Here is a 12,161-nt window from a genome sequence, read left to right on the forward strand (position 1 = left end):
CTCGATCACTTTGGTTACGGTGTTGCCTGTCGTCGGCCGCCGGGTGTGGTTATAATCGACCACTTTATGAGCAAGAAGCGCGTTATGCAGCTGGTTCGAGGCCTCCACAATCTGCGCCCCCAGCATCGGGGCTGTGTCGCCACTATTGGCAACTTTGACGGTGTTCACCGTGGCCACCAGGCAATCCTGGCGCGCCTGCGTGAACGTGCGATCGAGTTGGGCGTGCCCAGCTGCGTGGTGATTTTCGAGCCTCAGCCTCGGGAGTTCTTCGCTCCGGACACGGCGCCTGCGCGCCTCGCCCGGCTACGGGACAAACTGCAGCTGCTGGCCGACGAAGGTGTTGACCGGGTTCTTTGCCTGGCCTTCAACCAGCGCTTGAGCAAGCTCAGCGCCAGCGAGTTCGTCGATACCATTCTGGTGGACGGCCTCGGCGTACAGCACCTGGAGGTCGGTGACGACTTCCGTTTCGGCTGTGACCGGGCAGGAGATTTCGATTTCCTTCAACAGGCCGGCATCGCCCAGGGCTTTACCGTCGAGGCGGCACAAACCGTCGAGCTGGACGGTATTCGCGTCAGCAGCACCCAGGTCCGAAATGCCCTGGCGGCTGCCGATTTTGCCTTGGCCGAGCGACTGCTCGGTCGGCCGTTCCAGATTACCGGGCGGGTGCTGCATGGCCAGAAGCTGGCGCGCCAACTGGGTACGCGAACCGCCAACATACAACTCAAGCGGCGTCGCGTGCCGCTGACCGGGGTTTACCTGGTCAACGTCGACATCGACGGCAAGACCTGGCCAGGCGTCGCCAACATTGGCGTTCGACCCACGGTCCAGGGAGATGGCAAAGCCCACCTCGAAGTGCACCTTTTAGATTTTGCCGGCGATCTGTATGACCGGCGTTTGACGGTGGTTTTCCACCACAAGCTGCGTGAAGAGCAGCGTTTCGCCTCTCTGGAGGCGCTTAAGACGGCGATCAATGCGGATGTTGCCGCCGCCCGTGCCCTGTCGCACCTAGCGCCAATCGCTAATGAAGAGCCTTAAATGACCGACTATAAAGCCACGCTAAACCTTCCGGACACCGCCTTCCCAATGAAGGCCGGCCTGCCTCAGCGCGAACCGCAGATTCTGCAGCGCTGGGACAGCATTGGCCTGTACGGTAAGTTGCGCGAGATTGGCAAGGATCGTCCGAAGTTCGTACTTCACGACGGTCCTCCGTACGCCAACGGCACGATTCACATCGGTCATGCGCTGAACAAAATTCTCAAGGACATGATCATCCGCTCGAAAACCCTGTCGGGTTTCGACGCGCCTTATGTTCCGGGCTGGGACTGTCATGGTCTGCCGATCGAGCACAAAGTCGAAGTGACCCACGGCAAGAACCTGGGCGCGGACAAGACCCGCGAACTGTGCCGTGCCTACGCGACCGAGCAGATCGAAGGCCAGAAATCCGAGTTCATCCGTCTGGGCGTGTTGGGCGATTTCGCCAACCCGTACAAGACCATGGACTTCAAAAACGAGGCCGGTGAAATCCGTGCCTTGGCTGAAATCGTCAAAGGCGGCTTCGTGTTCAAGGGCCTGAAGCCTGTGAACTGGTGCTTCGACTGCGGTTCGGCCCTGGCGGAAGCGGAAGTCGAGTACGAAAACAAAAAGTCCTCGACCATCGACGTGGCGTTCCCGATTGCCGACGAAGCCAAGCTGGCTGCTGCTTTCGGCCTGCCGTCGCTGGGCAAACCGGCTTCGATCGTGATCTGGACCACCACCCCGTGGACCATCCCGGCTAACCAGGCGCTGAACGTTCACCCGGAATTCACCTACGCCCTGGTCGACGTCGGTGACAAACTGCTGGTATTGGCTGAAGAGCTGGTCGAGTCGTGCCTGGCCCGTTACAGCCTGGAAGGTTCGGTCATCGCGACCACCACCGGTAAAGAACTGGAACTGATCAACTTCCGTCACCCGTTCTACGATCGCCTGTCGCCGGTTTACCTGGCCGACTACGTCGAACTGGGCGCTGGCACCGGCGTGGTTCACTCCTCGCCGGCCTACGGCGTAGACGACTTCGTGACCTGCAAGAAGTACGGCATGGTCAACGATGACATCATCAATCCGGTGCAAAGCAACGGCGTTTACGTACCGTCGCTGGAGTTCTTCGGCGGCCAGTTCATCTGGAAGGCCAACCCGGCCATCGTCGACAAACTGACCGAAGTCGGTGCGCTGCTGCACACCACCATCATCGAACACAGCTACATGCACTGCTGGCGTCACAAGACTCCGCTGATCTACCGCGCCACGGCGCAGTGGTTCATCGGCATGGACAAAGAACCTGTGACCGGCGATACCTTGCGCAAGCGTGCGATCAAAGCCATCGAGGACACCAAGTTCGTCCCGGCCTGGGGTCAGGCGCGTCTGCACTCGATGATCGCCAATCGTCCGGACTGGTGCATCTCCCGTCAGCGCAACTGGGGCGTGCCGATCCCGTTCTTCCTGAACAAGGAAAGCGGCGAGCTGCACCCACGTACCGCCGAGCTGATGGAAGAAGTCGCCAAGCGCGTTGAAGTCGAAGGCATTGAAGCCTGGTTCAAGATGGACGCTGCCGAGCTGCTCGGCGATGAAGCGCCGCAATACGACAAGATCAGCGACACGCTGGACGTCTGGTTCGATTCGGGCACCACGCACTGGCACGTCCTGCGCGGTTCGCACCCGATGGGCCACGAGACCGGTCCACGCGCCGACCTGTACCTGGAAGGCTCCGACCAACACCGTGGCTGGTTCCACTCGTCGCTGCTGACCGGTTGCGCCATCGACAACCACGCGCCATACCGCGAGCTGCTGACCCACGGCTTCACCGTCGACGAGTCTGGTCGCAAGATGTCCAAGTCGTTGGGCAACGTGATCGCACCGCAAAAGGTCAACGATACCCTGGGCGCCGACATCATGCGTCTGTGGGTGGCTTCCACCGATTACTCGGGTGAAATGGCGGTTTCCGAGCAGATCCTGCAACGCAGTGCGGACGCCTACCGGCGTATCCGTAACACCGCGCGCTTCCTGCTCTCCAACCTCACCGGTTTCAACCCGGCCACCGACATCCTGCCGGCGGAAGAAATGCTCGCCCTCGACCGTTGGGCTGTGGACCGTACCCTGCTGCTGCAACGCGAGCTGCAAGAGCACTACGGCGAGTACCGTTTCTGGAACGTCTACTCCAAGATCCACAATTTCTGCGTGCAGGAACTGGGTGGTTTCTACCTCGACATCATCAAGGACCGCCAGTACACCACTGGCGCCAACAGCAAGGCTCGCCGTTCGGCGCAAACCGCGCTGTATCACATCTCCGAAGCGCTGGTGCGCTGGATCGCGCCGATCCTGGCGTTCACGGCCGACGAGCTGTGGGAGTATCTGCCGGGTGAGCGTAACGAATCGGTGATGCTCAACACCTGGTACGAAGGCCTGACCGAACTGCCGGAAAGCGTCGAGCTGGATCGCGCCTATTGGGAGCGGATCATGGCGGTGAAGGTCGCGGTCAACAAGGAAATGGAAATCCAGCGCGCGGCCAAGGCCGTCGGTGGCAATCTGCAAGCCGAAGTGACGCTGTTCGCCGAAGAGGCGCTGAGTGCCGACCTGGCCAAGCTGAGCAATGAACTGCGTTTCGTGCTGATCACCTCGACGGCTACCGTTGCACCGTTCGCGCAGGCTCCGGCCGATGCCGTGGTCACCGAAGTCAGCGGATTGAAACTGCAAGTGGTCAAGTCGAGCCACGCCAAGTGCGCCCGTTGCTGGCACTGCCGCGAAGACGTCGGCGTGAACCCGGAGCATCCGGAAATCTGCGGTCGGTGCGTCGACAACATCAGCGGTGCTGGCGAGGTTCGTCACTATGCCTAACGCCGTTGGCCGTTTTGGACGGCTGAGCTGGCTCTGGTTGAGTTTGCTGGTCCTGGTCATCGACCAAGCCAGCAAGTTCCACTTTGAAGGCGCGCTGAGCATGTACCAGCAAATCGTGGTGATCCCCGATTACTTTAGCTGGACGCTGGCCTACAACACGGGCGCGGCATTCAGTTTCCTGGCTGACAGCTCTGGCTGGCAGCGCTGGCTGTTTGCCCTGATCGCGGTGGTGGTCAGTGCGGTGCTAGTGGTGTGGCTCAAGCGTCTGGGCCGCAAGGAAACCTGGCTGGCGATTGCGCTGGCCCTGGTGCTCGGTGGCGCGCTGGGCAATCTGTATGACCGCATTGCCCTGGGCCATGTGATCGATTTCATTCTGGTGCATTGGCAGAACCGCTGGTACTTCCCGGCGTTCAACTTTGCCGACAGTGCGATTACTGTGGGTGCTGTAATGCTTGCATTGGACATGTTCAAAAGTAAGAAGACCGGAGAAGCCGTTCATGACTGAACAGGTATTGGCTGAGCAACGCATCCGCCAGAACACGGAAGTCACCTTGCACTTTGCAATTCGCCTGGAGAACGGCGACACCGTCGACAGCACGTTCGACAAAGCCCCGGCGACCTTCAAGGTTGGCGACGGTAACCTGTTGCCAGGTTTCGAAGCTGCGCTGTTCGGCTTCAAGGCTGGCGACAAGCGTACGCTGACGATTCAGCCGGAAAACGCATTTGGCCAGCCGAACCTGCAGAACGTGCAAATCATCCCGCGCTCGCAGTTCAAGGACATGGAGCTGTCGCCTGGCTTGCTGGTGATTTTCAACGATGCGGCGAATACCGAGTTGCCCGGTGTGGTGAAAGAGTTCGATGACGAGCAAGTGACCATCGACTTCAACCACCCGCTGGCCGGCAAGACATTGACCTTTGACGTCGAGATCATCAACGTCATATCGCTGTAACATTGTAGGAGCGAGCTTGCTCGCGATGGTCTCAAGGACACCGCGTTTTTTCTGGATGAACACGGTGCCCGTTGGTCCATCGCGAGCAAGCTCGCTCCTACACACAGGGCAAGACACGAGGCACAGCATGCAAATCAAACTCGCCAACCCCCGTGGCTTCTGCGCCGGCGTGGACCGTGCGATCGAAATCGTCAATCGCGCTCTGGAGGTCTTCGGGCCGCCGATTTATGTGCGCCACGAAGTGGTTCACAACAAGTTCGTCGTCGAAGACCTGCGCGCGCGCGGGGCGATTTTCGTCGAAGAACTGGATCAGGTGCCGGACGACGTGATCGTGATCTTCAGCGCCCACGGTGTTTCCCAGGCGGTACGTACCGAAGCCGCTGGCCGTGGCTTGAAAGTGTTCGACGCGACCTGCCCGCTGGTGACCAAGGTGCACATCGAAGTCGCGCGCTACAGCCGTGACGGCCGTGAATGCATCCTCATCGGCCATGCCGGTCACCCGGAAGTCGAGGGCACCATGGGCCAGTACGATGGCAGCAATGGTGGGGCGATTTACCTGGTCGAAGATGAGAAAGACGTTGCCGCGCTGCAGGTGAACAATCCTGAAAAACTGGCGTTCGTGACCCAGACCACCCTGTCCATGGACGATACCAGCCGCGTTATCGACGCCCTGCGTATGCGCTTCCCGGCGATCGGTGGCCCGCGCAAGGACGACATTTGCTACGCGACGCAAAACCGTCAGGACGCAGTCAAGCAACTGGCTGATGAATGCGATGTGGTGTTGGTGGTTGGCAGCCCGAACAGTTCCAACTCCAATCGCCTGCGTGAGCTGGCAGAGCGCATGGCCACCCCGGCGTATCTGATCGATGGCGCCGAAGACCTGCAAAAGAGCTGGTTCGACGGTGTCGAGCGCATCGGCATCACCGCTGGTGCCTCGGCGCCGGAAGTCCTGGTGCGTGGTGTGATCCAGCAGTTGCAGGCCTGGGGCGCTACCGGTGCCGATGAACTGGCTGGTCGCGAGGAAAACATCACGTTCTCCATGCCTAAAGAGCTACGCGTCCGTTCGCTGCTCTGAGTTTTTCCCTCCCGTGCATAACGCCTGTGCAGTCTTGGTGCTGCGCAGGCTGACGCGACCGCTTGGGGCCAGTACCACCTGCAGCAGACTCACCGGCTCGCTGGCTGCGCAAATGTGTATTGTCCCTGCCTGAAACTCTCCTCTGGAGAACTGCGGTTCGCCCAGATCGCTGAAACGCACGAAACTGCTGACCGGCCGATTGCCAACGATCAGCACCCGAGTCCCGCTCTGGCGTTCGACCAGCAACGGATTGCTGCTGTCTTTCTGCCCCTTTCCGCTGATGTCCAGAATGATCCGCCAGCCTTGGCCCCAGTCGCCGTTGAGGGCATGAATCACAACGCCCTGATGGCGTGTGATGGCCTCCGTTCTGGCGGTGCGTATTCCACTGTATAGCGACTGCGCCGCGTCCTCGCGACGGTTCGACTCCGTGAGCTGCGCAAACGCCGGGCTGACCAATAGCAGAACAATCCCGACAATTGTCAGTCCCATGAGCAGTTCGATCAGGCTGAAACCTTGCTGACGCATACATCTTCCTCCCTGGAAGTGTGGCAACTCACGCGATCCTGGCGCGAGTCATGGCAAAACAAACGAACATCTGCCGGTCGAATGTTCTAGCGTGCAGATGCAGGTATAGCCGACGGCTACGGAGGGCACTGATGGATCATCGTACAAAAGGTTTCACGCTGATCGAGTTGCTGGTGACACTCGCGGTCTTTTTGATCCTGATCACCCTGGCCGTTCCGGCATTCACCCGCTCGGTGCAAAGCACCAAGGCCGACACCGAGATCGGCGACTTGCAACGAGGTTTGAATTTCGCCCGGCTGGAGGCGATCGATCGGGGCTTGACCACCCGGGTCCGTCCAACGGCAGGCGGCAGCGTCTGGACCGGGGAAGTGACGGTCTATGATGGTACTGGCACTCCGGCCAATGTATTGCGGGTTGTTCCAGCGATGAGCAGCGGCGCGACACTGACGCTAACCTCAGGCGTGACTGCCATCGATTTCAACAATCTCGGGGGATTGTCGGCACCGTCCACGGCGGTGGTGATCAATTATGTATTGGGGGCGCAAAGCAGGACGCTGAATGTGTGTCTGAACGGACGAATTCTATTGGGTGGAAGTTGCGGATGAGGGAAGGGAGCAAGCGTGCACAGGAGGGCATGACGCTGATCGAAGTCTTGGTGGCGTTGGTGATTCTGAGTGTTGGGCTGTTGGGGGCGGCGGCGATTCAGCTCAATGCGCTGAAGTACACTGACAGCTCGCGGATGACCAGCCAGGCGAGTTTTATCGCCTACGACATGATGGACCGCATACGCGCCAATTCCGGTGCCGATTACACCGTCACGCCACCGACCTCGGGCAACCTGAGTGTCGCCAGGGATCAGGACCTCTACGACTTCACCTCCAACATCGTCAATTTCCTCGGCACTACCGCCACGGGCAGCGTCACCCTCAACCAGCGGGTGTACACCATCACCATTACCTGGGACGACTCGCGGGCGGCCAATATCGCCAATACCCGTCGCAGCTTTGTGCTGACCAGTCGCGCTACCGTAGACCCGGTATCGACACCATGAACCGGTCCAGCAGAGGTTTCGGCCTGATCGAGTTGCTGATCGCTTTGGCGTTAAGCCTGATCGTAGTGCTGGGCGTGGCGCAGATTTTCATCGCGGCCAAGAACACCTACGTCAGCCAGAACACCTCGGCCAGCATGCAGGAAGATGCGCGTTTTGTGCTAAGCAAACTCATTCAGGAAATCCGCATGGTGGGGATGTTCGGGTGTCTGGCGACAATCACTGACGCAAGCGCGGGAGCGAGCTTCAGTGCCAGTCAGGTCGCGCCGATCAGCTGGGACAACGCCAACCTCAAGCTGACCCTGGTCACCGCCGATGTGGGTGGGAGTGGCGGGACGCCGACCTGGACGGTGGTTTCCGATTGCCGTAATACGGCGACGGCCTACTCCAATCAACAGGCTGCTGCGACTGGACAGCTGGCGTTTCCGATTCGGCGACTGATCTACAGCCTCAAGAATGGTCAGCTGACAATGGGTAGCGGCGTTGGTACGCCGGCTCAGGCAGTACTGGTCGACAACGTCAGTGCTTTCAACGTGAGCTTCGGCCTCGCCGCTTCGGCCACCGATACGGCCGCCTCCAGTTACAGCACCAATCCGTCGGACCCGGCGCGAATCCGAAGTGTACGACTGACCTTGATCCTCAAGGATCCGAACGGTCGGGTGCGCGATCAAACCTTCAACGTGGTTGCCGCTTTGCGCAATCGCTTGCCATGAGGGTAGGGCCGATGAGTTGTTCTCCCATGACCTCTGACTCCCAGCGCGGCATGGCACTGCTGGTCAGTCTGGTGTTCCTGTTGTTGCTGACGCTGATCGGACTTTCATCGATGCAGAACGCCACCCTGCAGGAAAAAATGGCCAATAGCGTGACCTTGCGCAACCAGTCATTCCAGGCTGCCGAAGCCGCGTTGCGCATCGGTGAAAGTGCGGTGCAACTGGGCACCTATACGTTGCCGGTGTGCAGCGGCACGACTCAATGCGCGCCACCGGCAGAATCATCGCTGATCACCGCTGCCGGGTTCAATTCCACCTCGGGAGTGACCTGGATCGCGGCCGGCAGTGGCTTCTACGGGGTACAGAACATCGGTACAACGCTGACTGCCGTGAATGTACCGAGCAACACCTCCGCGACGCTTTACCGGGTTACAGCGGTGGCCTTTGTGGGCAACAACGTTCGCAGTGTGGTGGAGAGTATTTATGCGAAGTACTGAAAGGCGCGCCACGTTATGGCAGTTGTTGTGCGGCGCGCTGTTGGGGCTTTATCTCTCGGCGCCGGCGTATGCCTTCACACCCTCTGATTCACCGTTGTTGAGCGCTGCGGCGGTTGCGCCGAACGTGATGCTGATGATTGATGACTCGGGGAGCATGAACAGCATTATTTATGCCGCCGGATTCGACCCAACGATAAAGCGTACACCGGCCAGGGAATGCAATTTCTTACTTGGCCTATGTCTGAGCGGGTCCGATATCGTCGGAGACACTATTTTTCTCTCCAGCCTGCCGACCTGTTCAAACGGTGGCTACGCATTCTATAAAAACAGCCTTTCGCCTCAGTGCCTTAATCTTCCAGACCCGGCGGGCAATGGCGATACCCGATACACCGCGGATTACATTTCATACATTGTCAGCCTGGCCAACGGCCAAAACCGAAATTTCGCTTCCGCCGACTCGATAATCCCCATCGAATCCCGCATCAGCGTGGCCCGCAAGGTGTCGACTGATCTGGTGGCCAGTAACCGTGGGCTGCGCATGGGGTTGGCGACGTTCAATCCGGTCACCAGTAACAACGCAGGGAATGGTGGCTACATCGCCCGATCCATCAGCGACCTATCGGACACCTCCAACTACAACGCGCTGATCAACTCGATCAGTGGCTTGACGGCCGTCGCCAATACCCCGCTGGCAGAAACCTATTACGAAGTTACCCGGTATTTTCGGGGTATGACGCCTTACTACAACGCGACACCCGCCACCTATACCAGCCCGATTCAGTACCGATGCCAGAAAAATTATGGCGTGGTGATCACCGATGGTTTGCCAACCTTTGACCGGACCTTCCCGAGTACCGACCCCTTAGGCAAGACGGCGCTGCCCAATTGGGACGGTGTGAACAATGATGGCCAGAACCCTCTCGGCGGCGACAATGAGGGCGACTCGCTTTTTCTGGATGACATCGCCAAGTTCGCCTTCGACATCGACATGCGCACGACTGGCGTCGACTTGGCGAACAAAAGCTGGGACGCGGCGGACTTTCCCAAACAAAACTTGAACACCTACACCGTAGGTTTCACCACCGCCAACCAGATGTTGGCGGACGCGGCAAAATACGGGCAGGGCAAGTACTACCAGGCGACGGACAGCGCCGGCCTCAATACCGCGTTGTCATCGGCCTTGAGCGACATAACGTCCAAGGCCGGTTCGGGCGGGAGTGGCACCACCAGCAGCTCGATCGTGGGTTCCGGCGCTGCGTATTACCAGAGCAGTTATGACCCCAAGGATTGGCGCGGAACGATCAAAGCTTTTGGGTTCACATCGAGTGGCGCAGTGGACACCGCCTCGGTGCTTTGGACGACTGACACGGCCATCACGCCGGGCGCCACGGCACCCATTTACCAGTCCTGGAATACGGTGAGTAGCGCCCCCGTAACCCTGGCCTACGCCAATTTCGCCCCGGCACAGCAGACGACGCTGAATTTGAGCCTGCCCACCGGCATCAACGGCGGCGATTTGGTGGAATGGAGCAAGGGCACCAACAAAACCGGGTTGAAGGTGCGCAGCGTGTTGCTCGGCGACATTATCAATTCACCGTTGGTGTTGGCCTCACCCACGGACAAAACCGCGTCCGATCTGGTGGGCGATACAACCTATAGCACCTACCTGACCACCAAAGCTGCCAACATGAGCGCCAGTCTGGTGGTGAACGCCAACGACGGGTTTGTCAGCGTCATCAATTCGGGTAACGGCGCCAGGCGCTATGCCTACATGCCTTCCAGTGTGCTGCCTTCATTGCGTTATATCGCCGATGCCGCCTACATCAACGGCGTCAGCCACAAGTTTCTGGTGGACGGCCAGGTCGGGGTGTTCGATGCCCAACTGAACAGTGCCTGGAAAACCCTCGCGCTGGGCGGGACAGGCGCAGGCGGCAAGACGTTTTATGCGCTGCAATTGTTCGACGCTTCGGCAGGCAATGTGACCAAGGCATTGTGGGAAATCAGTGCCCCGACCACTGCCAGCACCGCGAACGTTTTCAATGATCTGGGTTATGCCTACGCCCCCCCCGAAGTGGCACGCTTGGCCGACGGTCGTTGGGCGGCGTTCATCTCCAATGGCTATGGCAGCAGTTCGGGGGTAGCGGCGTTGTACGTGGTGGATATCCGCGACGGCTCGCTGATCAAAAAAATCGTCATCGACAGCACCGAAACCACCAATGGCCTGTCCTCGGTGAAACTCAAGGTCAACTCACAGAATGTGGTGCAGGCGGCCTATGGCGGCGACCTGAAAGGGCGGTTGTGGAAGTTCGATTTGAGCGGTACCACCACGGACACCTGGGGCGTGGCGTTTTCTGGCAAACCGTTGTTCACCACCGTCGGTGGCGCCACTCAGCCGATCACTGCGCAACCGTTGTTGGCCGATAACTCCCTGGGTGGCAAGGAAGTGTTTTTCGGTACTGGAAAATTCAACGAGACAGCCGACAAGATCAACAAGGATTTGCAGGCGTTTTATGCCGTGTGGGACGCCGACGGTGGCTCGGGACAGATCACGGCCTCCAGTTTGCAGGCTCAGACGGTGACGGGCGTGTCCTCGGGGAGCACCGGGCAATTCATCACTACCAGCCAGAATGACGTGACCTATCCGGCGAAAAAGGGCTGGTACCTGCCACTGGTGTATAGCAGTGTGCTGACCGGCGAGCGGGTGATCAATCAGGCCAGTTTGATACTGGGGCGGATCGTGTTCACCACGGCCAGTGTTGACACCACGGACCCCTGTGCCAGTTTCGGCACCGGCAAACTGGTCGAGCTGGATGCGTTCAGCGGTAAGATGCTCAACTACGCGGTACTCGACAGTAATGGCGACGGCGTGGTCGACAGCACTGACATGGTTTCCAGCGGGGTGATATTCACCGGTGGCATCCCGACCCTGAACGCCATCGTCAACGGAGCGACCCGCAAGATCGTGAACGATTCCAGTGGCGGCATCAGCACACTGGTGGAAAAATCCGGCGGCGGCAGCCGTCGCATCATGTGGCGACAAATACAGTAAGTGAGAGTTGAGGCATGCGCAGATCCATCCGAGGTTTTACCCTGATCGAAATCATGATCGTGATTGCGATCATCGGGATCGTCATCACCATTGGTTACCCGAGCCTCACCGAGTACATGAACAAGGGGCGTCGCGCTGAAGTGGTCGGTCTGCTCTCCGAGCAGGCGCAGATACTTGAACGGTTCTACTCGAACAAGAACGTCTACACCGACGCCACCGGTCTGAGCGCCGGCAATAACTACTACACCATTACCCCAACCCTGACCGACCAGACGTTCTTGCTCACAGCAGTGCGCAAGGCCGGCGCCATGGCGACGGACAAGTGCGGGGATTTCACCCTCACCAACACCGGCGTCAGAAGCATGGTCAATGCAACGGCGGGGCTGACCACCAAGGATTGCTGGGGTCGCTGAGTCTCATTTTTTCGGGCGCCCTTTGCG

12 protein-coding genes are annotated in these 12,161 nt (G+C 59.3%); 11 read left to right on the forward strand and 1 reads right to left on the reverse strand.

The window, feature by feature from the left end:
• Window positions 1-84: 84 nt before the first annotated feature.
• The 5 genes from ribF to ispH all read left to right on the forward strand — a co-directional run bounded on the left by ribF (window position 85) and on the right by ispH (window position 5,892).
• The gene (ribF, locus tag JFU37_RS16440; protein ID WP_201116288.1) at window positions 85-1,035 is read left to right on the forward strand and encodes a bifunctional riboflavin kinase/FAD synthetase; all 951 of its coding nucleotides are present in this window, start codon (window positions 85-87) and stop codon (window positions 1,033-1,035) included.
• Window positions 1,036-3,867 carry an isoleucine--tRNA ligase gene (ileS, locus tag JFU37_RS16445; protein WP_201116290.1) on the forward strand — a complete coding sequence of 944 codons (2,832 nt, stop codon included), beginning with the start codon at window positions 1,036-1,038 and terminating at the stop codon, window positions 3,865-3,867.
• Entirely contained in the window at window positions 3,860-4,372 is a 513-nt protein-coding gene (lspA, locus tag JFU37_RS16450) for a signal peptidase II (protein WP_201116292.1), read from the forward strand. The genes ileS and lspA overlap by 8 nt, the downstream gene beginning before the upstream one ends.
• A gap of 7 nt (window positions 4,373-4,379) precedes the next feature.
• The gene (fkpB, locus tag JFU37_RS16455; RefSeq protein ID WP_201116520.1) at window positions 4,380-4,817 is read left to right on the forward strand and encodes an FKBP-type peptidyl-prolyl cis-trans isomerase; all 438 of its coding nucleotides are present in this window, start codon (window positions 4,380-4,382) and stop codon (window positions 4,815-4,817) included.
• A gap of 127 nt (window positions 4,818-4,944) precedes the next feature.
• Window positions 4,945-5,892: a 4-hydroxy-3-methylbut-2-enyl diphosphate reductase gene (gene ispH / locus JFU37_RS16460; protein WP_201116294.1), complete on the forward strand. Its 948-nt coding sequence runs from the start codon at window positions 4,945-4,947 to the stop codon at window positions 5,890-5,892.
• Here ispH and JFU37_RS16465 read toward each other — a convergent pair.
• Entirely contained in the window at window positions 5,869-6,417 is a 549-nt protein-coding gene (locus JFU37_RS16465) for a GspH/FimT family pseudopilin (RefSeq protein WP_201116297.1), read from the reverse strand. The genes ispH and JFU37_RS16465 overlap by 24 nt on opposite strands.
• 131 nt (window positions 6,418-6,548) lie before the next feature.
• Here JFU37_RS16465 and JFU37_RS16470 point away from each other — a divergent pair, with 131 nt between their 5' ends.
• The 6 genes from JFU37_RS16470 to JFU37_RS16495 are packed head-to-tail and all read left to right on the forward strand — an operon-like array spanning window position 6,549 to window position 12,134.
• Window positions 6,549-7,022, forward strand: a complete 474-nt coding sequence (locus JFU37_RS16470) for a GspH/FimT family pseudopilin (RefSeq protein WP_201116299.1) — start codon at window positions 6,549-6,551, stop codon at window positions 7,020-7,022.
• Complete coding sequence (gene pilV / locus JFU37_RS16475; protein WP_201116301.1) at window positions 7,019-7,468, forward strand: type IV pilus modification protein PilV; 450 nt, start codon at window positions 7,019-7,021, stop codon at window positions 7,466-7,468. Before JFU37_RS16470 ends, pilV begins: the two co-directional genes overlap by 4 nt.
• Complete coding sequence (locus JFU37_RS16480) at window positions 7,465-8,178, forward strand: PilW family protein (protein ID WP_201116303.1); 714 nt, start codon at window positions 7,465-7,467, stop codon at window positions 8,176-8,178. Before pilV ends, JFU37_RS16480 begins: the two co-directional genes overlap by 4 nt.
• A gap of 11 nt (window positions 8,179-8,189) precedes the next feature.
• Window positions 8,190-8,672 (forward strand): pilus assembly PilX family protein, encoded by a 483-nt coding sequence (locus JFU37_RS16485; protein ID WP_201116306.1) that lies wholly within the window; start codon window positions 8,190-8,192, stop codon window positions 8,670-8,672.
• Window positions 8,659-11,721, forward strand: a complete 3,063-nt coding sequence (locus JFU37_RS16490) for a pilus assembly protein (protein WP_201116307.1) — start codon at window positions 8,659-8,661, stop codon at window positions 11,719-11,721. Before JFU37_RS16485 ends, JFU37_RS16490 begins: the two co-directional genes overlap by 14 nt.
• A 14-nt stretch (window positions 11,722-11,735) precedes the next feature.
• Window positions 11,736-12,134: a type IV pilin protein gene (locus JFU37_RS16495; RefSeq protein WP_201116308.1), complete on the forward strand. Its 399-nt coding sequence runs from the start codon at window positions 11,736-11,738 to the stop codon at window positions 12,132-12,134.
• The last annotated feature ends 27 nt before the right edge of the window (window positions 12,135-12,161 follow it).

It is taken from the genome of Pseudomonas sp. TH41, from assembly GCF_016650695.1.
GTDB lineage: Bacteria > Pseudomonadota > Gammaproteobacteria > Pseudomonadales > Pseudomonadaceae > Aquipseudomonas.

Coding starts and splice junctions, on each gene's coding strand:
- ribF (WP_201116288.1), top strand. CDS start 85: ATGCAGCTGGTTCGAGGCCTCCACAATCTGCGCCCCCAGCATCGGGGC.
- ileS (WP_201116290.1), top strand. CDS start 1,036: ATGACCGACTATAAAGCCACGCTAAACCTTCCGGACACCGCCTTCCCA.
- lspA (WP_201116292.1), top strand. CDS start 3,860: ATGCCTAACGCCGTTGGCCGTTTTGGACGGCTGAGCTGGCTCTGGTTG.
- ispH (WP_201116294.1), top strand. CDS start 4,945: ATGCAAATCAAACTCGCCAACCCCCGTGGCTTCTGCGCCGGCGTGGAC.
- JFU37_RS16465 (WP_201116297.1), bottom strand. CDS start 6,417: ATGCGTCAGCAAGGTTTCAGCCTGATCGAACTGCTCATGGGACTGACA.
- JFU37_RS16470 (WP_201116299.1), top strand. CDS start 6,549: ATGGATCATCGTACAAAAGGTTTCACGCTGATCGAGTTGCTGGTGACA.
- pilV (WP_201116301.1), top strand. CDS start 7,019: ATGAGGGAAGGGAGCAAGCGTGCACAGGAGGGCATGACGCTGATCGAA.
- JFU37_RS16480 (WP_201116303.1), top strand. CDS start 7,465: ATGAACCGGTCCAGCAGAGGTTTCGGCCTGATCGAGTTGCTGATCGCT.
- JFU37_RS16485 (WP_201116306.1), top strand. CDS start 8,190: ATGAGTTGTTCTCCCATGACCTCTGACTCCCAGCGCGGCATGGCACTG.
- JFU37_RS16490 (WP_201116307.1), top strand. CDS start 8,659: ATGCGAAGTACTGAAAGGCGCGCCACGTTATGGCAGTTGTTGTGCGGC.
- JFU37_RS16495 (WP_201116308.1), top strand. CDS start 11,736: ATGCGCAGATCCATCCGAGGTTTTACCCTGATCGAAATCATGATCGTG.